At 70.1% G+C, this 21,033-nt stretch carries 20 protein-coding genes; 7 read left to right on the top strand and 13 right to left on the bottom strand.

What is annotated here, in order from left to right:
* The first annotated feature begins 430 nt into the window (after positions 1-430).
* A complete protein-coding gene (gene acnA / locus ACGFIS_RS17455) occupies positions 431-3,196 on the top strand; it encodes an aconitate hydratase AcnA (protein ID WP_392971673.1) in 2,766 nt (921 codons plus the stop codon).
* 77 nt (positions 3,197-3,273) lie between these two features.
* Here the strand turns inward: acnA and ACGFIS_RS17450 are convergent, their stop codons facing one another.
* From ACGFIS_RS17450 to ACGFIS_RS17440, 3 genes are all read right to left on the bottom strand, one after another.
* Entirely contained in the window at positions 3,274-5,064 is a 1,791-nt protein-coding gene (locus tag ACGFIS_RS17450; protein WP_392971670.1) for a hypothetical protein, read from the bottom strand.
* 102 nt (positions 5,065-5,166) lie between these two features.
* The gene (locus ACGFIS_RS17445) at positions 5,167-5,349 is read right to left on the bottom strand and encodes a DUF397 domain-containing protein (protein ID WP_392898704.1); all 183 of its coding nucleotides are present in this window, start codon (positions 5,347-5,349) and stop codon (positions 5,167-5,169) included.
* Entirely contained in the window at positions 5,340-6,155 is an 816-nt protein-coding gene (locus ACGFIS_RS17440) for a Scr1 family TA system antitoxin-like transcriptional regulator (protein ID WP_392971667.1), read from the bottom strand. Before ACGFIS_RS17440 ends, ACGFIS_RS17445 begins: the two co-directional genes overlap by 10 nt.
* 155 nt (positions 6,156-6,310) lie before the next feature.
* Between ACGFIS_RS17440 and ACGFIS_RS17435 the strand changes: the two genes are divergently transcribed.
* The 5 genes from ACGFIS_RS17435 to mug all read left to right on the top strand — a co-directional run bounded on the left by ACGFIS_RS17435 (position 6,311) and on the right by mug (position 9,385).
* Complete coding sequence (locus ACGFIS_RS17435; RefSeq protein WP_392898698.1) at positions 6,311-6,706, top strand: ATP-binding protein; 396 nt, start codon at positions 6,311-6,313, stop codon at positions 6,704-6,706.
* Between the two features lie 20 nt (positions 6,707-6,726).
* A complete protein-coding gene (locus ACGFIS_RS17430; protein WP_392971664.1) occupies positions 6,727-7,062 on the top strand; it encodes a hypothetical protein in 336 nt (111 codons plus the stop codon).
* 65 nt (positions 7,063-7,127) lie between these two features.
* Positions 7,128-8,057: an aldo/keto reductase gene (locus ACGFIS_RS17425; protein ID WP_392971661.1), complete on the top strand. Its 930-nt coding sequence runs from the start codon at positions 7,128-7,130 to the stop codon at positions 8,055-8,057.
* Between the two features lie 45 nt (positions 8,058-8,102).
* Entirely contained in the window at positions 8,103-8,822 is a 720-nt protein-coding gene (locus tag ACGFIS_RS17420; protein ID WP_392971658.1) for a sulfite exporter TauE/SafE family protein, read from the top strand.
* Positions 8,822-9,385, top strand: a complete 564-nt coding sequence (gene mug, locus ACGFIS_RS17415) for a G/U mismatch-specific DNA glycosylase (RefSeq protein ID WP_392898687.1) — start codon at positions 8,822-8,824, stop codon at positions 9,383-9,385. Before ACGFIS_RS17420 ends, mug begins: the two co-directional genes overlap by 1 nt.
* Here the strand turns inward: mug and ACGFIS_RS17410 are convergent.
* The 6 genes from ACGFIS_RS17410 to idi form a co-directional block, all read right to left on the bottom strand.
* Positions 9,372-9,995, bottom strand: coding sequence for a Uma2 family endonuclease (locus ACGFIS_RS17410; RefSeq protein ID WP_392898685.1), 624 nt, complete (start codon positions 9,993-9,995; stop codon positions 9,372-9,374). The two genes, mug and ACGFIS_RS17410, sit on opposite strands and share 14 nt — an antisense overlap.
* Positions 9,996-10,055: 60 nt before the next feature.
* Entirely contained in the window at positions 10,056-10,496 is a 441-nt protein-coding gene (locus ACGFIS_RS17405) for a hypothetical protein (RefSeq protein ID WP_392898682.1), read from the bottom strand.
* A 255-nt stretch (positions 10,497-10,751) separates the two neighbouring features.
* Positions 10,752-11,606, bottom strand: a complete 855-nt coding sequence (locus tag ACGFIS_RS17400; RefSeq protein WP_392971655.1) for a carbohydrate ABC transporter permease — start codon at positions 11,604-11,606, stop codon at positions 10,752-10,754.
* A complete protein-coding gene (locus ACGFIS_RS17395) occupies positions 11,603-12,598 on the bottom strand; it encodes a carbohydrate ABC transporter permease (protein WP_392971652.1) in 996 nt (331 codons plus the stop codon). Before ACGFIS_RS17395 ends, ACGFIS_RS17400 begins: the two co-directional genes overlap by 4 nt.
* Positions 12,493-13,800, bottom strand: coding sequence for an ABC transporter substrate-binding protein (locus tag ACGFIS_RS17390; protein WP_392898673.1), 1,308 nt, complete (start codon positions 13,798-13,800; stop codon positions 12,493-12,495). Before ACGFIS_RS17390 ends, ACGFIS_RS17395 begins: the two co-directional genes overlap by 106 nt.
* A gap of 196 nt (positions 13,801-13,996) precedes the next feature.
* On the bottom strand, positions 13,997-14,578 hold the full coding sequence (idi, locus tag ACGFIS_RS17385; RefSeq protein WP_392971649.1) for an isopentenyl-diphosphate Delta-isomerase: 582 nt from the start codon (positions 14,576-14,578) through the stop codon (positions 13,997-13,999).
* Between the two features lie 171 nt (positions 14,579-14,749).
* Between idi and dxs the strand changes: the two genes are divergently transcribed.
* Positions 14,750-16,687: a 1-deoxy-D-xylulose-5-phosphate synthase gene (dxs, locus tag ACGFIS_RS17380; protein WP_392971646.1), complete on the top strand. Its 1,938-nt coding sequence runs from the start codon at positions 14,750-14,752 to the stop codon at positions 16,685-16,687.
* 36 nt (positions 16,688-16,723) lie between these two features.
* Here dxs and ACGFIS_RS17375 read toward each other — a convergent pair whose 3' ends face one another.
* The 4 genes from ACGFIS_RS17375 to ACGFIS_RS17360 all read right to left on the bottom strand — a co-directional run bounded on the left by ACGFIS_RS17375 (position 16,724) and on the right by ACGFIS_RS17360 (position 21,005).
* Entirely contained in the window at positions 16,724-17,089 is a 366-nt protein-coding gene (locus tag ACGFIS_RS17375) for a hypothetical protein (protein WP_392971643.1), read from the bottom strand.
* A 71-nt stretch (positions 17,090-17,160) separates the two neighbouring features.
* Entirely contained in the window at positions 17,161-18,510 is a 1,350-nt protein-coding gene (locus tag ACGFIS_RS17370) for an FAD-dependent oxidoreductase (protein ID WP_392898662.1), read from the bottom strand.
* A 98-nt stretch (positions 18,511-18,608) separates the two neighbouring features.
* Positions 18,609-19,427 carry an SAM-dependent methyltransferase gene (locus tag ACGFIS_RS17365; RefSeq protein ID WP_392971640.1) on the bottom strand — a complete coding sequence of 273 codons (819 nt, stop codon included), beginning with the start codon at positions 19,425-19,427 and terminating at the stop codon, positions 18,609-18,611.
* 90 nt (positions 19,428-19,517) lie between these two features.
* The gene (locus ACGFIS_RS17360; RefSeq protein ID WP_392971638.1) at positions 19,518-21,005 is read right to left on the bottom strand and encodes an amino acid permease; all 1,488 of its coding nucleotides are present in this window, start codon (positions 21,003-21,005) and stop codon (positions 19,518-19,520) included.
* Between the last annotated feature and the right edge of the window lie 28 nt (positions 21,006-21,033).

Below are 21,033 nucleotides of genomic sequence, written 5' to 3'. Positions count from 1 at the left end.
TTCGGCGACTTCCGATTGCCGTCAGGACGTTAGCCACAACTCTTTTAAAGCCGCCTTAACGACCGGGGAAGCGATCGTCAACGTCCGGGGTGCCCGCCACGCCGCACCGGCCCATGCCCGCTGCGCCTCCCGGCCGCGGCGTCCGGCCGGGGGGCGGCACGGGCTCCGGCCGTGCCGGTGGCCCCGGGGAGGGTGCAAGTAGCTTGATGTCGAGATAAATTGGAGATAGCTTGACGTCAAGAGAAAACCGGCAGAAGTTAGGCTCCCCCGATTCTCGGTCAGAAGCCCGACTAGGGCAGGATCAAGAAGGTGAGCAGGTACCCGCCTCGCCACGCACGACGTCGGCCACGGGCGGGACACGAAGACCAAGACGAAGCGCCGCGCGCTCATGTCCCGGACCGGACGCGCGGTGTCGACGGAGGAGGAGTCCGTGTCCGCGAACAGCTTCGGCAGCCTTGACAAGCTGCAGGTAGGCGACAAGTCGTACGACATCCACCGGCTGGACGCGGTCGAGGGCTCGGCCCGTCTCCCGTACAGCCTGAAGGTGCTCCTGGAGAACCTCCTGCGCACCGAGGACGGCGCGAACGTCACGGCCGACCACATCCGCGCGCTCGCCGGGTGGGACCCGCAGGCGGAGCCGAGCAAGGAGATCCAGTTCACCCCGGCCCGCGTGATCATGCAGGACTTCACCGGCGTGCCGTGCGTGGTGGACCTGGCCACGATGCGCGAGGCCGTCCGCGAACTGGGCGGGGACGCGAGCAACATCAACCCGCTCGCCCCGGCCGAGATGGTCATCGACCACTCCGTCATCGTCGACTACTTCGGCACGCCGCAGGCGTTCGAGCGCAACGTGCAGCGGGAGTACGAGCGCAACAAGGAGCGCTACCAGTTCCTGCGCTGGGGGCAGACGGCGTTCGACGAGTTCAAGGTCGTCCCGCCCGGCACCGGCATCGTCCACCAGGTCAACATCGAGCACCTCGCCCGCGTCGTGTTCGACCGGAACGGCGCCGCCTACCCCGACACGTGCGTCGGCACCGACTCGCACACGACCATGCAGAACGGCATCGGCGTCCTCGGGTGGGGCGTCGGCGGCATCGAGGCCGAGGCGGCGATGCTCGGCCAGCCGATCTCGATGCTCATCCCGCGCGTCGTCGGCTTCAAGCTGACCGGTGAGCTGCCCGCCGGCACCACCGCGACCGACCTGGTGCTGACCATCACCGAGATGCTGCGCGAGCACGGCGTCGTCGGCAAGTTCGTCGAGTTCTACGGCGAGGGCGTGCACGCGCTGCCGCTGGCCAACCGCGCCACGATCGGCAACATGAGCCCCGAGTTCGGCTCCACCTGCGCGATCTTCCCTGTCGACGGCGAGACGCTGAAGTACCTGCGGCTGACCGGCCGCGACGAGGAGCAGATCGCGCTCGTCGAGGCGTACGCGAAGGCGCAGGGCATGTGGCTCGACCCGTCCGTCGAGCCCGAGTTCTCCGAGTACCTGGAGCTGGACCTCTCGACGGTCGTCCCGTCGCTGGCCGGCCCGAAGCGCCCGCAGGACCGCATCGCCCTGTCGAACGCCAAGACCACCTGGCGTCGGGACGTGCAGAACTACGTCGAGAGCGTCCTGGGCGCGCTGGACGAGGCGTCCAACGAGAGCTTCCCGGCCTCGGACAGCCCGGCGATCCACCAGGAGACCGAGGGCGACAAGCCCCGGCACGTCGACGCCAACGGCTCCGGCCGCCCGCACCACCGCGTCCCCGTCACCCTCGACGACGGGACGAGCTTCGAACTCGACCACGGCCACGTCGCCGTCGCCGCCATCACGTCCTGCACCAACACGTCCAACCCGTACGTGATGATCGGCGCGGCGCTGCTGGCCAGGAACGCCGTGGAGAAGGGCCTGACCCGCAAGCCGTGGGTCAAGACCTCGCTCGCGCCCGGATCGCAGGTCGTCACCGACTACTACGAGCGCGCCGGCCTCACCCCGTACCTCGACAAGATCGGCTTCAACCTCGTCGGGTACGGCTGCACCACCTGCATCGGCAACACCGGCCCGCTGCAGCCGGAGATCTCCAAGGCCGTCAACGACAACGACCTCGCGGTCACCGCGGTGCTGTCCGGCAACCGCAACTTCGAAGGCCGCATCAGCCCCGACGTGAAGATGAACTACCTGGCGTCGCCGCCGCTGGTCATCGCCTACGCGCTCGCCGGGACGATGGACATCGACATCCTCAACGACCCGATCGCCGAGGGCACCGACGGCCCCGTCTACCTACGCGACCTGTGGCCCGAGCCGGAGGAGGTCGCCTCGATCGTCGAGTCGTCCATCGGGCAGGAGATGTTCGTCAAGGACTACGCCGACGTCTTCAAGGGCGACGAGCGCTGGACCGGCCTCGACATCCCGACCGGCGACCTGTTCGAGTGGGACCCGGACTCCACCTACGTCCGCAAGGCCCCGTACTTCGACGGCATGGGCGCCGAGCCGGAGCCGGTCACCGACATCCACGGCGCCCGCGTCCTGGCGAAGCTGGGCGACTCGGTCACCACCGACCACATCTCCCCGGCCGGGGCCATCAAGGTCGGCACGCCCGCCGCGCAGTACCTCCAGGACAACGGCGTCGCGGTCAAGGACTTCAACTCCTACGGCTCGCGCCGCGGCAACCACGAGGTCATGATCCGCGGGACGTTCGCCAACATCCGGCTCCGCAACCAGCTCCTGGACGACGTCGAGGGCGGCTACACCCGCGACTTCACCCGGGACGGCTCACCCCAGTCGTTCATCTACGACGCGTCGCAGAACTACGTCGCGCAGGGCATCCCGCTCGTGGTCATCGCCGGCAAGGAGTACGGCTCCGGCTCGTCCCGCGACTGGGCCGCCAAGGGCACCGCGCTCCTCGGCGTCCGCGCCGTCATCGCCGAGTCCTACGAGCGCATCCACCGCTCGAACCTCATCGGCCTCGGCGTCCTGCCGCTGCAGTTCAAGGACGGCGAGTCCGCGGAGTCCCTCGGCCTCACCGGCACCGAGACGTTCGACATCACGGGCGTCACCGCCATGAACGAGGGCGGCGTCCCCGACGAGGTGACGGTGAAGGCGGACGGCAAGGAGTTCACCGCCACCGTCCGCATCGACACCCCCGGCGAGGCGGACTACTACCGCAACGGCGGCATCCTCCAGTACGTCCTCCGCAACCTGATCCGCAAGTAACCCACACCACCGCGAACGGGCCGCTCCTCACGGGGCGGCCCGTTCGCGTCGCAAGGGCTTGGCGCGGGAGACCCGTCCTAACCGAGCAGGCGCAGGGCCGTGGCGCGGAGCTTCTCGTCCGGATGCGGGATCTCCGGCGGCCAGCCCACCGGCATCAGGCGCGTCGGCGACCAGGCGCAGTGCCGGAGCCTCGGCTGCAGTTCCGCCGGTGTCGTGCCGATCTCGGCCAGGGTCTCCAGCGCGCGCAGCCCGACCGGGGAGGCCCCGGCGAGTTCCGTCAGGACCGGCACCGCGGACGCGGAGTCGCCGGTGATGCGCCAGAGCGCCTCCGCGGCGGCCATCCGAGGCCAGGGCTCCGGTGAGCCGAGGAGTTCCTCGATCCTCGGGACCAGGGGAGCGCCCGCGGCGCCCAGGCGGCCGGCCTCGGGGAGATACCAGGCGATCTGCCGTCCCGTCGTCAGCAGCGGTTCGAGCACGCGGATCGCGGGCGCCGCCTCGCCGGTGAGCAGCGCGCGGGAGGCGGCGGCGGTCGCACGCAGCATCTCGTTGTCGCTCTTCATCGCTTCGGCCAGCAGCCCCAGAACCTCGCGGTCCGCCCCGTCGAGCGTGCCCAGGACGCGGGCCACCGGGATGACGGCCCGCCCGGCGTGGAGGAGATCGGTGAGCTCGGGGAGCAGTCGCGCGGCGGCCGGGGGATCGAGAGCGGAGACCAACGCGATCGCGCTGTTGCCGTCGGCGGCCGGGAGCGCCTTCCGGACGTGCGCGAGCGCGTCGCCGGGGGCCACGGCCAGTGCCATCGCACACGGCTCGAACGGACCGGCCAGGACCCGCTCGTCTCCGCACCGGGCCAGGGCGAGCTGGGCGGCCTGCGCCACTCGGGGTTCCGGCGAGGCCGCATGCCCGAGGAGCACATCCCGCAGCCCGGCCTCCACGTCCTGCACACCGCTGATCCAGCGGGCGATCGCTTCCAGTCGGAGCCCGAGCGCGTCGGCGTCCACCTGGTGCGGCAGCGCGGCGGCGAGGACTGCCACGACCTGTTCTTCGTGGTCGCGCCAGGCGTTGGCCACGTCCTCGGCCAGCCAGGACCCCCGCCCACGGGGGTCGCCGGCGGCCACCCAGCGGGCGGCGACCGCGAGCCCGGCGTCCACGTCCGCCGTGAGCAGCGTGGTCAGCCGATCCTCCTGGCTGCCCAGTTCGGGAAAGGTCTCCCCGTCCGCGTGCGTGCCGTCGGCGGCGAGCACGTCGATCAGCTCGGCCGGGTAGGGCGGCGCCGACCGTTCGAGACGCAGCAGCGCGGAGGCCAGCCGGATCGCAGGGACGCCGTCGCTCAGCGCAGCGGCCTCCCGCGCCTCGTCCGGGTCCGCCCGGGCGAGTGCGGTCAGCGCGTCGGCGCGTACGTCGGCGTCCGGGTCGGCGACGTACACCGCGGTCAGCCGCTCCGCGACCGCCTCGGGGTCGGTCGCCACGGCGGCCACCCGGACGGCCAGCCGGCGAACGGCCGGATCCGCGTCATCCAGGCAGGACGACAAGTCCGGCGCCACCGCTCCGACCGCCGCCCGGGCGGCCTCGGTCACCGCATCCGCGGGCGTCGCCTGGTCGGCGATCACGACGAGCAGCAGCAGCACGTGATCGCGTTTGAGCACGGCGTGTAGCGCGGCGTGGGCCAGGAACGGAACCGCCTCCACCGTCGCCGGGTAGACCGTGCCCTGGTGGTGGACGTTGCCGAACAGCTCGTAGAGAGCCTCCTCGACCTGCTCCTCGTCCTCCAGGTAGAGCGCGCGGATCAGCTCGGGGACGTCGTCGGCGGCGCCGTAGGCATGGGTCAGCGCAGACCAATCGACCGACGACAGCTCCTCGGGGGGACGCATGAAACGCGACCCTATCCATGCGGCCGACGAGGTGTTACAGGACGCACGGGAAATGCCCCGCTCCCGGTCAGGGGTCGGGGCACTCTCGCGTCTCGGGGAGTGTCAGTGCTTGAGGACGTCCACCAAGGCTGCGAACTCGTCGCGTCCCAGGAGCAGCTTGGGCCCGTCCGGGTTCTTGGAGTCGCGGACGGCGATGATGCCGGGGCCCGACGCGAGTTCGACGCACTCGCCTCCGGTACCGCCGCTGTGGGTGCTCTTTCGCCAGGTGGCCGTGTTCAGGTCCATCGTTCTGCCTGCACCTTTCGGATGACATCAAGCGACTGATCTGTCGGGAGGGCCAAGGCCCGCACCTCTCGCAGTGTCCGGCGGATGGTGGCGAGCTCGTCACTCCCCTCCAATGTGAATCCGCGTGCCGGGCACTCGAAGTACGCGACCTCCCGCATATCCTCCATGGTCGCGATCGTAAAGGAACTGATGTTCCCGAGGTGGTCGCCTCGCATCTTCACGATTTGCAGGGATACCCCCAGGGTCTTCGGCGCCTCGATGAGGTGATCACACTGCTCACGCATGATCTGCGGGTTCCCGACCTCGCGTAGCAGTACGCCCTCGTCCACAAGGAAGGTGCAGCCGGGCGGGGGCGGACTCTTGCGGGTGAGGATGCCCTGCCGGGCGAGGCGTTCCTCGGTCTTCTCCTTGTCGCCGTACAGCAGCACCTCGGCGTAGCCGGGTGTCTGGAGCAGGCCGTGGACGAGCGAGAGGCTGTAGCAGGTCAGCTCCTCCGCCGTCTCCTCGATTGGGAGCCACTCGTACCAGGTCGGGAACTCGGCCCCCTTCACGAGGTCCTCCCAGAACTCGACCAGCTCACCGTTCGCTTCGAACTCCTGATCCATCTGCTCGGCGAACTCGCGGGTGCAGCGCGTCCGGCCGGTTTCGACCTGCCCGATGTACTGAGACGTGACGCCCTCTCCGTCACGAGCGCGACGTGCAACGTTCTCCTGGCTCCATCCCTTCGCCTCCCGGAATCTGCGGAACCTGCGCCCGAACGCGACCAGGCTCGGGCTGACCTTCGCTCTCGACCGTCGTGGTGCCATGCGGGCATCGTTCACCAACCTTGACTCAAGCGGCTACCAAGTTCAGAAATCTGGTCAGAAGAGATAGCCAGGCAACCACCTGCGCTTCGTGACGCTGAGTACGTGCGTGGTGGCTCAATAGGGGGCGATCAATCCGACGACGTTAGGTCGCAGCCATGCCATCAACAGCTCTTGCCCCAGAGGTTCCGCCTCCGCTCGTCCTCGACCCGACCGAGGAGGCTCCCCGGCTCGCGCGGCGGTTTCTCGCCGAGCGGTTCGCCGAGTGGGGGATCACCGACGACTACGTCGGGCGGCTCGTCGTTTGCGAGCTCGTCACCAACGCCTGGCGGCACGGGAAGGGGCCGATCGTCGTGCGGGTGTTCCGCGACGAGCGCGACGGCCGTCCCGTGGTGGAGGTGTGGGACGCGGGCGAGGGGCGTCCGGTCGTCCAGGCGGAGGACCACGCCGCCATCTCCGGGCGCGGGCTGCTGCTCGTGGCCGAACTGGTGCACGACTGGGGCGTCCGCCCGCTCAACGAAGGGGGCAAGGTCACGTGGGCCGCGCTTCGCTGACGGGCTACCAGGTGCGCCGGATGATCCGCTTCCGGTGCCTTAAGTGGCGCACCGAACGAAACCGTGACACCGCCGTGCGGTACCTGGACCTGCTCGCTCTCGCGTTGGAGCGGCGCGGGTGGCGCTGTGTGAAGAGCTACCGTTCCCAGGTCGTCCCGGCGAGGACGCCGCTGCTGCTCGTCTCCGGAGCCGGAGTCGCCGTGTCCCTGTGCGTGCTGGCGGCGCCCGGCGGCGGTTGGGCTTTCCATGAGGCTCCGCGCGGACGCGGCGGGTTCCTGTGCTTCTGCGGAGGCGACATCAAGCAGGCCGCGCAGGTCATCGACCGGTTCCTGCAAGACCGGCCGCTGCGGCAGTGAGTGTTACCCGCGCTCTTGGGAATGGCCGTCTCGAACCGCGTTGATTGGATCGCTGTATGGCTGACATGAGCAGGATCGGTGAGCTGGACGCTTTTCCGCTCTGCCTGGGCGGCAATGTCTTCGGGTGGACGGCGGACAAGGAGACCTCGTTCGAGATCCTGGACGCCTACGCGGCGGCGGGCGGCAACTTCATCGACACCTCCGACTCGTACATGGCGTCCGCGCCCGGCAACAGCGGCGGGGAGTCCGAGACGATCATCGGGGAGTGGGCGCAGGCTCGCGGCAACCGGGACGACATGGTGATAGCGACCAAGGTCGGCAGGCATCCCGACCGCATGGGCCTGGCCCCGGCGAACATCAAGGCCGCCGCGGACGACTCGCTCAGGCGGCTCCGCACCGATCGCATCGACCTGTACTTCACGCACTTCGACGACCCGTCCGTCCCCGTCGAAGAGATCATGACGGCGCTGGACGAGCTGGTCACCGAGGGCAAGGTCCGGCAGATCGCGGTGTCCAACATCGAACTCGACCGGCTGGAGGCGTCCCTGGAGTTCAGCGAACGTCAAGGGACGGCCCGCTATGTGGCGATCCAGCCGCACTACAACCTGGTGTCGCGCGACACCTACGAAGGGCCGCGCCGCGACATCGCCGCACGGCACGGGCTCACCGCCCTGCCCTACTACGGCCTCGCGTCCGGGTTCCTGACGGGCAAGTACCGTCCCGGGGCCAATGTGGACAGTGTGCGCGCCGGGAAGGCGGCACGGCACCTGGAGACCGAACGCGGGCGCAGGGTCCTGGCCGCCCTCGACATCGTCGCCGAGGAGCAGGGCGCCGCCGTCGCGACCGTGGCCCTGGCCTGGCTCGCCGCACAGCCGACCGTCGCCGCGCCCATCGCCAGCGCCCGGACGCTCGACCAGCTCCCGCCGCTCGTCGAGGCCGCCCGCACGACGCTGACCGACGAGCAACTCGAACGCCTCACCGAGGCGTCGGCGTGATGGGGCGATCGCAGACCGGAAAGATGGGGATATAGCCTCCACGGCGTGTCGCATCTCGAGTTTCTCCTGTTCGGCGGGCTGGCCGCGCTGGTCGGCGCGATCGTGCAGGGCAGCGTCGGCCTCGGCGTCGGGCTCGTCGCGACCCCGATCGTGACGATGCTGTTCCCGTCCCTGATGCCGGGTTCGATCCTCGTCATGGCGCTCGTCCTTCCCGTCGCGACCCTCGCCCAGGAGTTCAGGCACGTCGAGCTGCGGGGAATCGGCTGGGCGTTCGGCGGCCGCCTCGCCGGGACGCCGCTCGGCGCCTGGCTGGTCGCGGCCGTCCCGGACCGCACGCTCAGCATCGTGATCGGCTTCGTCGTCCTCGCCGCGCTCGCCGCGACGGCCTGGTCGCGGGAGGTGCCCCGCAACCGGCGGACGCTCGCCGCGGCCGGGCTCATCTCCGGCACCACCGGCACCGCGTCCGGCATCGGCGGCCCGCCGATCGCGCTGCTGTACCAGCGTGAGAGCGGCCCCCGCGTCCGTGCGACCCTGGCGCTGTTCTTCATCGGCGGCGCGCTGCTGTCCCTCGCGACCCTCGCCCTCGCCGGGCAGCTCCCCGCCCGGCAGGTCACCGCGGGCCTGGAGCTCCTCCCGTTCGTCCTCGCCGGGTTCCTCGCCGCCGGCCCGCTGCGCCGCTACCTGGACGCCGGACGCCTCCGCCTCGCGCTCCTCATCGTCGTCGGCACGTCCGCGGTTATGCTGATCATCCGTAATCTGGTCTGATGCGCCCTAGCAAGGCCGACCTGGAGGCCGCCCGCGACCGTGTCATCCCCGACGTCCTTCCGTCGGACGGCGGGGCGCTCCGCGTTCTGTTCAGCGGCATCAACCCCGGCCTCTACTCCGGCGCCACCGGTTACCACTTCGCGCGTCCCGGCAATCGCTTCTGGCCCGCCTTGCACCGCTCCGGCTTCACGGACCGGCTGCTGGACCCGTCCGAGCAGGACCTCCTGCCCTCCTACGGCCTCGGCATCACCAACCTGGCGCGCCGCACCACCGCCCGCGCCGACGAGCTGACCGGCGAAGAACTCCGCGAGGGCGGACGCCGCCTCGAAGCGCTCGTCGAACGGCACCGCCCCGCCTACCTCGCCGTGGCCGGGGTGACCGCCTACCGCACCGCGTTCGGCCGTCCGCGCACCCAGATCGGCCCCCAGGACGAGACGTTCGGCCCCGCGAAAATCTGGGTCCTGCCCAACCCGAGCGGACTCAACGCGTCCTGGCCGCTCGATCGCATCACCGCCGAGTTCACCCGCCTCCGCCACGCCGCCGACGCACTCAGAGATCCGTAAGGTACCGGGGAAGTTCCACCAGGGTCTTCGGGTCGAACCGCACGGTGAACGGCCTGTCCGCCGAGACGCTGACCTCCAGCGGCTCCCCGCCGTGGACCGTACGAGCCAGGCGATATGCATGCGCCTCGTCGTCCAGGACATGGACCTGCACCTTCGGGCGAGGAGTGAACTCGACGATCCAGAACTGCGGGATGCCCAGAGCCGCGTACTCCTTGGGCTTCCTGACCCGGTCGGTTCGTTCGCTGCTGGTGCCGGGCGAGATGACCTCGGCCATCAGGAGAACGTCCCGTCCGGAAATGCCCACTGGGAACTGATCGACGATCGCGGCGTCCAAAACCTCGTTGGGTATGACGAACACGTCCGGTTTGCGAATGCCCGCCGGTGTGCTGATCTCCCACGAGCCGCCGCCGTCGACGAAAACCTCGGAGTCGGCCCCCGCCGCCGTGACGATGTCCCGGATCCGTCGCGCCGCGATATTGTGCCGTGGGCTCGGAGCCAACTCGATCAGCCAGCCGTCTTCGAGCTCGAAGCCCCCGCCGTCTGCCTCCAGGGTGTGCAGATCCTCCAGCGTGTACCGACCGAAGCCGCCGTGATCATGGACGACGCGCATGGTTCCGAACCCCCCGTTCACCTGATGGAACAGAGGCTCAGCGTAGTGAGCCGTTCACCCTCAGGTGGCGTTGTTGAGGGCGGCGGTGGTGGCGAACATCGTGGTCACCTCGGCGACCAGGGAGGGCTTCGGCTGCCAGAGGCCGGGGTGGCCGAGGGACACGATGGGGCGGGGGAGGGCCCGTACGCCGTTGAGGTGCCAGTGGTGGGCGCCTCGGTCCGACCAGGGGCCGCAGTCGCAGGAGCCCCGCTCGACCGGCGGGACGGTCGCGGAGCAGACGTGGTCGAGGTCGGCGACGGCGATGACGGCGCCGATGGTGGCGAGGGGGTCGCGCGGGTCCCAGCCGGCGGCCTGGATGAGCGGGGAGTCGCACGCCTTCAGGTCGACGCGCATGGAGGCGTGGATGAGCACCGGGCCGCGGTAGGCGGTCGGCAGTCCCTGGTTGGAGACGGTCTTGCCGCCCCGCGCTATCGCGAACGCCCAGGGCTGCTGAACACTCATCGCCTGCACGCGGTCACCTCCAGTGTTCGCCCGGTCTCCGTCGCCTCGGGATCGCCGGGGGTCCGGCGGGACGCCGGTGTGCCGGGCGACGATGCCCGAGAGGTTAGGCGCATCTTGGCGGATATGCCAACGGATGAGGCGAACGGGTAGTTGTCCGGCATGGGACGTTCGGTAAACCGTTCGATTCCCATCCGGATCTCCTTCGATCATCCATGTGACGCCTGAGAAGGCGGTCGGGTTGTCGTGTTCGTGGGATCAGCCCTTCAACGCCCCCGCCATCAGTCCGCGCATGAAGAATCGTCCGAGCAGCAAGTAGACGAGGAGGGTCGGCAGGGACGCCAGGAGCGCCGACGCCATCTGCTGGTTGTACTGGACGGCGACCGCACCCGAGCCCGCGGTGTTGTTCAGCATCACCGTGACCGGCCAGCTGTCGGGGGCACCGAGGAACACCGCGAACAGGAAGTCGTTCCACATCGAGGTGAACTGCCAGATCAGCGTCACCGCGAACGCCGGGCCCGAGACCGGCAGGACGACCGACCAGTACGTGCGGAGTATCCCGGCGCCGTCGACGCGGGACGCCTCGATCAGCTCGTCGGGGATCGTCACGTAGTAGTTGCGGAAGATCAGCGTGCAGATCGGGATGCCGTACACGACGTGCGCGAGGACCAGGCCCCGGATCGTCCCGGACAGCTCCACCTCCGTCAGCAGCCCGGCCAGCGGGATCATCACCGCCTGGTACGGGATGAACATGCCGAACAGGAACAGGGTGAAGACGACGTCCGCGCCGGGGAACCGCCACTTGGACAGGACGTAGCCGTTCAGCGAGCCGAGCACCGCCGAGATGATCGACCCGGAGACGGCGATCTTGACGCTGTTGGCCAGGCCGCCCTTCAGCTCGCTCCAGGCGGCGCTCCAGCCGTAGGTGCTCCACTGGTCCGGCAGGCTCCACGCGCTGCTCGGGTCGGCCTCCTCCAGCGGCTTGAAGCTCGTGACGACCAGCACGTACACGGGGATGAGGAACAGCAGGACGAACGCCAGCAGGACGGCCAGCTTGGCGATCTGCCCGATGCCGGACGCCCCGCGCGCCGCCGGCGCTTTCGCGGCCGTCATCGCCGCCGCTCCCCGCGCACCGACCAGACCAGGTACGGGATGACCAGGAGGGCCACCGCGACGAGCATGTACGTGGCGATCGTGGCGCCGTTGGCGGGATCGTGCCGGTCGAAGATCTCGACGTAGGTGGCGATGGCGGGGACATAGGTGATGATCTGCTTGCCGGCGATCGCCATGATCAGGTCGAACACCTTGAGCGAGATGTGCCCGAGGATGATCAGCGCGGACAGCGTCACCGGGCGGAGCTGCGGGAACACCACGTACCGGTACACCTTCCACTCGGACGCGCCGTCCACCCGCGCCGCCTCCCGCAGGTCCTCGGGGACGCTGCGGAACCCGGCCAGATACAACGCCATGACATATCCGGACATCTGCCAGATCGCCGGGAGTGCCATCGCCGCCATGCCCCAGTCCGGGTTCTGCCACCAATTGTTCGCCAGCGCCCCCAGATGGAGCTTGTCGAACAGCTGGTTGAGGCCGACCGCGCGCTGCGGCGGCGCCGGGTTCATCAGCCAGCGCCACACCACGCCCGTGGCGATGAACGACACCGCCATGGGGAACAGGTAGATGATGCGGAAGGACGCCTCGCCGCGGATGCCCTTGTCCATCAGGAACGCGAGGAACGCGCCGAGCAGCAGCGCGCCGACGACGAACACGGCCGTGAACACCAGTGCGTTGCGCACGGCGCCCGGCCAGCTCGGCTGGTCCCACAGGTCGACGAAGTTCTCGCCCCCGTCGAACCCGTACTCCGAGATCTCGTCGTGCTTGCCGCTCAGCGCGACCCGCGTGTTCCAGAAGATGAGCCCGTAGACGAACAGGCCGATCGCGACGATGGACGGCGAGACCAGCAGCAGGCCCGGCAGCCACTTCCGGGTACGGCGAAGCCTCACTGTCCGCTGTTCTTGGCCGCGTTCACCAGGCCCTCCTGGAGCTTGGCCACGTCCTTGTCCTGGAGGAAGAGACCCACCGCGGTGTCGATGTCGGTGTGCCACTTGTTGCTGGCGGTCACGCCGTGCCAGAACGAGCCCGCGAGCTTGATGTCAGGGCTGGTCCACCGCTCCAGCGCGTACTGGAGGTACCCGGTGTAGAGGCTCTTGTCGCCGTCCGTGCGGGCGGGGATGGAACCCTTCTTCGGGTTGAACAGGTCCTGCCCCTCCTTGCTGGACACCTCCTTCAGCCACGCGGTCGCCCCGCCGCGGTGCGGCGCGCCCTTGGGCAGGGTGAAGCTGTCCGACAGCCACATGTAGGTGCCCTGGGTGCCCGGTGCGGGCGCGTACTTGAAGTCGACGTCGAGTTTCTTGCCGAGGCCGTTGGGCGCGGCGCCGGTGAAGTAGCCGTACGCCCAGTCGCCCATGATGTTGAACGCGGCCTTGTCGTCCACGACGGCCTTGGCCGCGCCCTGCCAGTCGGTGGACGCCGCCTCCAGCGTCGTGAGCTTCATGATCTCGGCGAACTCGTTCAGCGCCTTGGTGACGGCCGCGCCGCCCCAGTCGGCGCCCGGCTCCCACAGCGCGTTGTAGGCGTCGGTGCCGAGGCTGCCGAGCAGGACGTTCTCCAGCAGGTGGTCGGCCGTCCACTGCGCGCCGAGCGACAGCGGGACCTTGTCGGTCTTGTCGTCGACGGCCTTCAGCGCGGTGATGAACTCGGCGATCGACGTGGGCGGCCCGGAGACCCCGGCCTCCTGGAGGATGTCGGGGTTGTACCAGAGCACGTTCGACCGGTGGATGTTCACCGGGACCGAGTAGATGTGGCCCTTGTAGGTGATCTGGTCGAGAAGCTGCTTCGGGTAGACCGACTTCAGGCCGTTCTGCGCGTAGAAGTCGTCCAGCGGCTCGATCTGCCCGGCCTTGATGTAGTCGAGCAGCTCGGCGCCCGCGTGGCCCTGGAACGAGTCCGGGGGCTTGTTGTTCTGGAGCCGGCTCGCGAGGACGGCCTTGGCCTGCGTGCCCGACCCGCCCGCGATGGCAGCGTTGACGAACTCGGTGCCGGGATTCTTCTTCTCGAAGTCGGCCTGCATCGCCTTCAGCCCGTCGGCCTCGCCTGGACCGGTCCACCAGGAGAAGACCTCGACCTCGGACTTGTCGTTGTTCGAGCCCTTCTCCTCGTTCGCGCCGCAGGCCGACATGGAGAGGGCGCCGGTCATCGCAACGGCCGCGAACACCGTCAGGCGGCGTCTGGGAGCACGTACTCGCATCGTCCGTCCCTTCGATTACCCCGGGAAAAGCAAGCGTCCGTTCGGACGGCGCACCGGTCAACACCGGGGACGGAAAAGTGATCAAGCGGTGATGCGCATCACAGGACGGGACGAATCGTTCGCTCCGGCCGTGTTCTCCGCGGGCCGTACTCGCCGGGCCGCAGGGCCGCAGCGGTCGTCCGGACCGCCCGCCGGCCTACCAGCCGAGCGCGGGCGGCAGGTCCCGGCGTCCGGCGTCCGGCCAGTCCAGCGGCGCGCCGAGGGGTGCGAGTTCGGCGAGCTGGAGCCGGTACCACGGCGAGGACTCGGGCCGCCCCGCGAGGTCCAGGCAGCGCTCCCACGTCCACCACTCCGCCCGCTCCACCTCATCCGGGTTCGGGTGGACGGCCGCGCCGGCCGCCGGCACGGTGGCCCGCACGACGGGGCAGCGCTCGTGCTCGACGGTCCCGTCCTCGGCCACCGCGCGGTACTGGAACCCGGGCAGGACGGACGTGAACGACGCGTCCGGAATGCCCAGCTCGTCCCTCAGCCGCCGGAGAACCGCGTCGCGCAGCCCCTCACCCGGGCCGGGGTGGCCGCAGCAGCTGCCCGTCCAGACGCCGGGGAACGTCCGCTTGCCCAGGGCGCGCCGAGTGATCAGGACACGACCCTGCGTATCCACCACATAGCAGGAGAAAGCCAGGTGGTACGGCGTGTCCTCATGGTGGCTCGCGCTCTTCGGTGCGGTCCCGACGGCCTCGTCCTCCGCGTTGAGCAGCACAATCTCTTCGACGACCATGCTCTGTTCCTACCCCATCCCCACCGGTATGGTCAGTCGTTTCCTCGGGGGGTAGCCGTTTCGTACGCGCCGTGCGGGCGGCCTTCGGCGCGTCACGGGCGAACCGGGATTAAACTCGGAACGGCGCCCGAGCCAGGGGAGACCCGATCCCCGATGGAGGAGTTGAAACGAGTGAGCCTGCTGGAGTCGATCACAGGTCCCGACGACCTCAAACGACTGGACGCCGCTCAACTGTCTCGGCTCGCGGAGGAGATCCGCGAGTTCCTCGTCCAGGCGGTCTCCAAGACCGGCGGGCATCTGGGGCCCAACCTCGGCGCGGTCGAGTTGACGATCGCGCTGCACCGGGTCTTCGACTCGCCGCACGACAAGATCATGTTCGACACGGGGCACCAGGCCTACGTCCACAAGATGATCACCGGCCGGCACGACTTCGAGCAGCTGCGCAAGCGCGGCGGCCTGTCCGGCTACCCGAGCCGCGCCGAGTCCGAGCACGACATCATCGAGAACTCGCACGCCTCGACCGCGCTGTCGTACGCCGACGGGTTCGCCAAGGCGTTCCAGCTGCGCGGTGAGACCGACCGCGCCGTGGTCGCGGTCGTCGGCGACGGCGCGCTGACCGGCGGGATGTGCTGGGAGGCGCTCAACAACATCGCGGGCGGCGTCGACCGCCCCGTCATCATCGTCGTCAACGACAACGGCCGCTCCTACTCGCCGACGATCGGCGGCCTCGCGCGGCATCTCGCCGACCTGCGCGTCACCCAGGGCTACGAGCACGCCCTCGACCTCATCAAGAAGACCGTGCCGCGGGCACCGGTGGTCGGCAACGTCGCCTACGAGACCCTGCACGGCATCAAGAAGGGCCTCAAGGACGTCCTGCAGCCGCAGGCCATGTTCGAAGACCTCGGCATGAAGTACATCGGCCCCATCGACGGTCACGACGAGGACGCCGTCGAGCGCGCGCTGCGCCGCGCCCGCGGGTTCGGCCGCCCGGTCATCGTGCACTGCATCACCACCAAGGGACGCGGGTACGCGCCGGCGGAGAACGACACCGAGGACTGCATGCACGGCGGCGGCGCGTTCGACCCCGCCACCGGCGCGTTCGTGCGCAAGAAGGGCGGCCCCGCCTGGACGAAGATCTTCGGCGAGGAGATGGTCGCGATCGGGCGTGAGCGCCGCGACGTGGTCGGCATCACCGCCGCGATGCTCTACCCGGTCGGGCTGGCCCCGTTCGCCGAGGCGTTCCCCGACCGCATCTTCGACGTGGGCATAGCCGAGCAGCACGCCGTCACGTCCGCCACCGGCCTCGCGATGGGCGGGCTGCACCCGGTCGTGGCGGTGTACGCGACGTTCCTGAATCGCGCGTTCGACCAGGTCCTGATGGACGCGGCGCTGCACAGGCAGCCCGTCACGTTCGCCTTGGACCGCTCCGGCGTGACCGGCGACGACGGCGCCAGCCACAACGGCATGTGGGACATGTCGATCCTGCAGCTCGTACCGGGGATGCGCGTCGCCGTGCCGCGTGACGGCGCCCGGCTGCGGGAGCTGCTGCGCGAGTGCGTGGCCGTCTCGGACGGCCCGACCGCGATCCGCTACCCCAAGGGCCCGGCCATCGACGACATCGAGGCCATCGGCAAGGCCGGGGGGATGGACGTCCTGGCCCGCCACGACGGCTCCAACGGAACCCGCGTCCTGCTGGTCGCGGCCGGTTCGATGGCGGCGCCCGCGGTCGAGGCGGCCGAACTGGTCGCCGCGCAGGGCATCGGCGTCACCGTCGTCGACCCCCGGTGGGTGAAGCCGATCGACCCGGCGCTGCCGGAACTCGCCCGCGAGCACGCCCTGGTCGCCGTCGCCGAGGACAACGGCCGCACCGGCGCCGTCGGCGACGCGGTCGCCCGCCTCCTGCGCGACACCGGGGTCGACGCCCCGATCCGCACGTTCGGCATCCCGCAGGAGTTCCTCGACCACGCCTCCCGCGGTGAGATCCTCGCCGACATCGGCCTCACGCCGCAGGCCCTGGCCCGCGACATCACCGAGCACATCGCGCGGATCACCTCCCCGGAGGCACACGACCCCGCGGCGTCGGACCGGGAGACCTCCGACCGGGACTAGACACCCGACCGGGACTGGATCCGGTCCCGGATGCGGCTAGACGCCTTCCGCCGACACCAGGTGCCAGAAGTGGGTGATGGACGCGGTAGCCGTGCCGAGTTCGCGGCCCGAGTACGTCCATCGCCCACGCAGGCGCCAGGGGCGCCCGGCGCCGTCCTGCAGGAAGACCTGCAGCGGGAAGCAGGCGTCGTGCGCGCGGATGACGCCCGCCGGGTCGACCGAGGGTTCGAGCAGGGGCTCGCCCTCGCACCGCACGCCCATCACGGACGTGCGCGGATCCTGGCGCAGGAGTCCCTGCGTCAGGTCGTACACGAGTACGGACACGTAGTCGGGGCCCAGCCACCTGAGGTCGGGGACGGTCTCGGGTGGAGGGAACCCGTACAGTTCTGGACCGCCGGTCACAGGCCGCACCGTAGCGCTCAGGTGATACGCCCGTCACTACCTTGCGCGGGGGATCTTCTCGCGAAGGTCGATTACTCCCGCCCGCGGCAGGCGGACGTCATCGCTTCCCAGCGGGCGAGCTTGACGCGCTCACCGCGGTCGAGGGCCTCGGCGAGGGCGATCTCGGCGGCGTCCAGCCTGAGCCAGTCGTCGTAGGTGACGACGGGCAGGCCGCGCGCCTCCAGCAGTTCCTCGATGGTGCGCTTGGGCGTCGTCTCCGACCCGGCGATGTCCTCCAGGAGGTTGCCGACGGTCTCGGCGGCGTCGGACTTGTTGGTGCCGACGACGCCGGACGGGCCGCGCTTGATCCAGCCGGCGACGTACTCGCGGGGCACGGGTGCGCCGTCCGGGCCGGTGATGCGGCCGCCCTCGTTCGGCACCGTGAAGGAGCGCTCGTCGAACGGGACGCCGTCGAGGGGGACGCTCTGGTAGCCGACCGAGCGCAGCACCAGGCCGACGGGAAGCGTCTCGAACTCGCCGGTGCCGGTGACGCGGCCCGTCTCGTCCAGGCGGGTCCTCTCCAGCCGGAGGCCCTCGACGCGGTCCGTGCCGGTGATCTCCGCGGGGGCGCGCCAGAACCGCACGTCGATGTGGCGGGCGCGCCCGGCGGCCGGTTCGCCCGTCCAGGCCTGCAGCGCCTTGATGTTGCCGCGGACCTTCCGGTCGCTTTCGGCCAGCTCGGCGCTCGCGGGGTCGAGGTCCATGTCCTCGGGGCTGACGTGGATGCTCGCGTTCGGCAGCTCGCCGAGCTCGCGGGCCTCCTTGGTGGTGAACTTCGCCTGCGCCGGGCCGCGCCGCCCGATCATGTGGACGCGCTTGACGCGGCTGTGCGACAGCGCCTCGATGACCTGCTCGGGGACGTCGGTCTCACGCAGCTCGTCCGCCGTCTTGGCGAGGATCCGGACGACGTCGACGGCCACGTTCCCGACGCCGATGACCGCGACCTCCTCGACCGACAGGTCGAAGGTGTGGTCGGCGGCGTCGGGGTGCCCGCAGTACCAGTTGACGAAGTCGGTCGCGGCGATGCTGCCGGGCAGGTCCTCGCCCGGGATGCGCATGTGCCGGTCGACCATCGCGCCGGTGGAGTAGACGACGGCGTCGTAGCAGTCGAGCAGGTCGGCGCGGGTGAGGTCGCGGCCCAGCTCCACGCAGCCGAAGAACCGGACGGCCGGGTTCTCCAGGACCTTCTGCAGGTACTTGGCGATCGACTTGATCGACTTGTGGTCGGGGGCGACGCCGTAGCGCACCAGCCCGTACGGCGTCGGCAGCCGGTCGAACACGTCCACGCGGACGTCGCCGTCGGTCTGCTTGACGAGGGCTTCGGCGGCGTAGATGCCCGCCGGTCCGGAGCCGATCACCGCGACGAGAGGTGGAGAAGCCATGCGGGCCATTGTGCCCACCCGGCGGACAAAAGGACACAGTGACCCCCCTCACGGGCCCGCTCGCGTGCCCGGTCCGCGTGCCCGGTTCGCCGCTCGGGTCAGGGCTTGCGGGCGACCGCCGCCCACATCGGCACTTCCCGCGGTTCCGCGCCGTCCTTGCCGTCCGGCCGCCACTGGGGCGGGGAGACGAGCCCCGGGTCCACCGGCTCCAGCCCGTCGATGAGGGCCTGGACCTCGTCGCGGTCGCGGGGCCGCGCCTTCTGGACGGCGTTCTCGTTCCACGTCCGGAACGCCTCCCGGACCTGCGGCCCGCCAAGTTCCGCGGTGGCGTGGGTGAAGGCCAGCCAGCTCCCCGACGGGACGGCGTCCAGCAGCCGCCACAGGATCGCGCGCGCGTCGCCGAAGTCGGTCACGAAGTGCATCAGGCTCATGAGCGTGATGGCGACCGGGCGGTCCAGGTCCAGGGTGGCGGACGCCTCGGTGAGGATCCGGCCCGGCTCGCGCAGGTCGGCGTCCAGATAGGCGGTGGCGCCCGCCGGGGTGGAGGTCAGCAGCGCGCGGGCGTGCGCGAGAACGACGGGGTCATGGTCGGCGTACACGACGCGGGAGTCGGGGGCGATGGCCTGGGCGACCTGGTGGACGTTCGGTTCGGTCGGCAGCCCGGTGCCGATGTCGAGGAACTGGCGGACGCCCTGCTCCGCCAGGAACGCCACCGAGCGGCGCATGAACGTCCGGTCGGCGCGGACCATGGCGACGACCTGCGGGTTCGCCTGGGCGATCTGCTCGCCGAGTTCCCGGTCGACCTCGTAGTTGTCCTTGCCGCCGAGCCAGTAGTCCCAGACGCGGGCCGAGTGGGGGCGGGTGGAGTCGATCCGGTCCGAGGGTGGCGGCCCGTCGGGCGTGGTGTCGTCGGTCATGTGCCTTGCACCGTCCATGCTGGGAGCGTCGCGGACGTCCAAGATCGTATGACGGCGGGGCCCCGCTCATCCGCGCTTCTGGAAAGGTGCTCACTTTCCGGCGGGCGCCGTGGCGCCGGCGCGCTGCAGGCGGCTGTTCCGGTAGCCGTAGGCGGCGTAGATGACGATGCCGATGGCCATCCACACCAGGAACCGCAGCCAGGTCTCCACCGGCAGGTTGATCATCACGAACAGGCAGGCCAGCACGGACAGGACGGGGACGAGCGGTACCAGCGGCGTGCGGAACGCGCGCGGCAGGTCCGGCCGGGTGCCCCGCAGGATCACCACGGCGATCGAGACGACGACGAACGCGAACAGCGTGCCGATGTTGACCAGGGTGGCGAGTTCGGCGAGCGGGATGAACCCCGCGAGCGCCGCGACGATCACGCCCATGATGACGGTCGACCGGTAGGGGGTGCCGAAGCTCGGGTGGACGACCGACAGCCAGCGGGGCATGAGCCCGTCCCGGCTCAGCGCGAAGAAGATCCGGCTCATCCCGAGCAGCAGGATCATCACGACGGTGGTGAGGCCGATGACGGCGCCGACGTCGATGATGGTGGCGAAGACGGGATGCCCGACGGCCTTGAACGCGTCCGCGAGCGGCGCGTCCGTGCTCAGCCGCCTGTAGTTCTGCATGCCGACGACGACGACGGACACCGCCGCGTACAGGACGGCCGTGACGACGAGGGAGCCGATGAGGCCGATCGGCAGGTCCCGCTGCGGGCGGCGGGCCTCCTCGGCGGCGGTCGCGACGATGTCGAACCCGATGTAGGCGAAGAACACGATCGCGAGGGCGGAGAAGATCCCGAGCCAGCCGAAGGCGACGGGCGTGACCCCGAACAGCACCTGCATCAGCGGCGCGTCGAGGCCGGCGACCTCGGGGGTCGACGTCGAGGGCGGGATGAACGGGTCGTAGTTGCGGCCCTTGACGAAGAACAGCCCCGCGAAGATCACCAGCAGCACCACCGACACCTTGATCGCCACGACGACGGCGTTGACCCGTGAGGAGATCTTGATGCCGAGTACGAGCAGCACGGTGACCAGCAGCACGAGCACGATCGCCGGGACGTTGACCGTCCCGCCCTCGCCCGGCGGGTCGGCGATGGCCGTCGGCAGCGTGATGCCGATGTCGTCCAGCAGCGAGGCGAAGTAGCCGGACCAGCCGACGGCGACGACCGCCGCGCCGAGCGCCATCTCCAGGATGAGGTCCCAGCCGATGACCCACGCGGGGAACTCGCCGAGCGTGGCGTAGGAGAAGGTGTAGGCCGACCCGGCGACCGGGACGGTGGAGGCGAACTCGGCGTAGCACAGCGCCGCCAGCCCGCACACCACGGCGGCGAGGATGAACGACAGCGCGACCGCGGGCCCCGCGTTGTCCCGGGCGACCTGGCCGGTCAGCACGAAGATCCCCGTCCCGATGATCACGCCGACCCCGAACACGGTCAGGTCCAGCGCCGACAGCGCGCGCCGGAGCCGGTGCGCGGGTTCCTCGGTGTCGCGGATCGACTGTTCGACCGACTTCGTGCGCAGCAGGTTCATCCTTGGGCCCCTCCGCCTCCCGGGTGCT

Source organism: Spirillospora sp. NPDC048824 (assembly GCF_043198455.1).
Classification (GTDB): Bacteria; Actinomycetota; Actinomycetes; order Streptosporangiales; family Streptosporangiaceae; genus Spirillospora.
This window is presented reverse-complemented; position numbering and strand designations above follow the sequence as displayed.

Excerpts from the sequence above, each read along its gene's own strand:
- ACGFIS_RS17440 (WP_392971667.1), bottom strand. The coding sequence starts at position 6,155 with ATGGCACCACGACGGTCGAGAGCGAAGGTCAGCCCGAGCCTGGTCGCG.
- ACGFIS_RS17370 (WP_392898662.1), bottom strand. The coding sequence starts at position 18,510 with ATGGCTTCTCCACCTCTCGTCGCGGTGATCGGCTCCGGACCGGCGGGC.
- ACGFIS_RS17445 (WP_392898704.1), bottom strand. The coding sequence starts at position 5,349 with ATGGACCTGAACACGGCCACCTGGCGAAAGAGCACCCACAGCGGCGGT.
- ACGFIS_RS17390 (WP_392898673.1), bottom strand. The coding sequence starts at position 13,800 with ATGCGAGTACGTGCTCCCAGACGCCGCCTGACGGTGTTCGCGGCCGTT.
- ACGFIS_RS17435 (WP_392898698.1), top strand. The coding sequence starts at position 6,311 with ATGCCATCAACAGCTCTTGCCCCAGAGGTTCCGCCTCCGCTCGTCCTC.
- mug (WP_392898687.1), top strand. The coding sequence starts at position 8,822 with ATGCGCCCTAGCAAGGCCGACCTGGAGGCCGCCCGCGACCGTGTCATC.
- ACGFIS_RS17365 (WP_392971640.1), bottom strand. The coding sequence starts at position 19,427 with ATGACCGACGACACCACGCCCGACGGGCCGCCACCCTCGGACCGGATC.
- idi (WP_392971649.1), bottom strand. The coding sequence starts at position 14,578 with ATGGTCGTCGAAGAGATTGTGCTGCTCAACGCGGAGGACGAGGCCGTC.
- ACGFIS_RS17405 (WP_392898682.1), bottom strand. The coding sequence starts at position 10,496 with ATGAGTGTTCAGCAGCCCTGGGCGTTCGCGATAGCGCGGGGCGGCAAG.
- ACGFIS_RS17450 (WP_392971670.1), bottom strand. The coding sequence starts at position 5,064 with ATGCGTCCCCCCGAGGAGCTGTCGTCGGTCGATTGGTCTGCGCTGACC.
- ACGFIS_RS17410 (WP_392898685.1), bottom strand. The coding sequence starts at position 9,995 with ATGCGCGTCGTCCATGATCACGGCGGCTTCGGTCGGTACACGCTGGAG.
- ACGFIS_RS17430 (WP_392971664.1), top strand. The coding sequence starts at position 6,727 with ATGATCCGCTTCCGGTGCCTTAAGTGGCGCACCGAACGAAACCGTGAC.
- ACGFIS_RS17400 (WP_392971655.1), bottom strand. The coding sequence starts at position 11,606 with ATGACGGCCGCGAAAGCGCCGGCGGCGCGCGGGGCGTCCGGCATCGGG.
- ACGFIS_RS17360 (WP_392971638.1), bottom strand. The coding sequence starts at position 21,005 with ATGAACCTGCTGCGCACGAAGTCGGTCGAACAGTCGATCCGCGACACC.
- ACGFIS_RS17425 (WP_392971661.1), top strand. The coding sequence starts at position 7,128 with ATGAGCAGGATCGGTGAGCTGGACGCTTTTCCGCTCTGCCTGGGCGGC.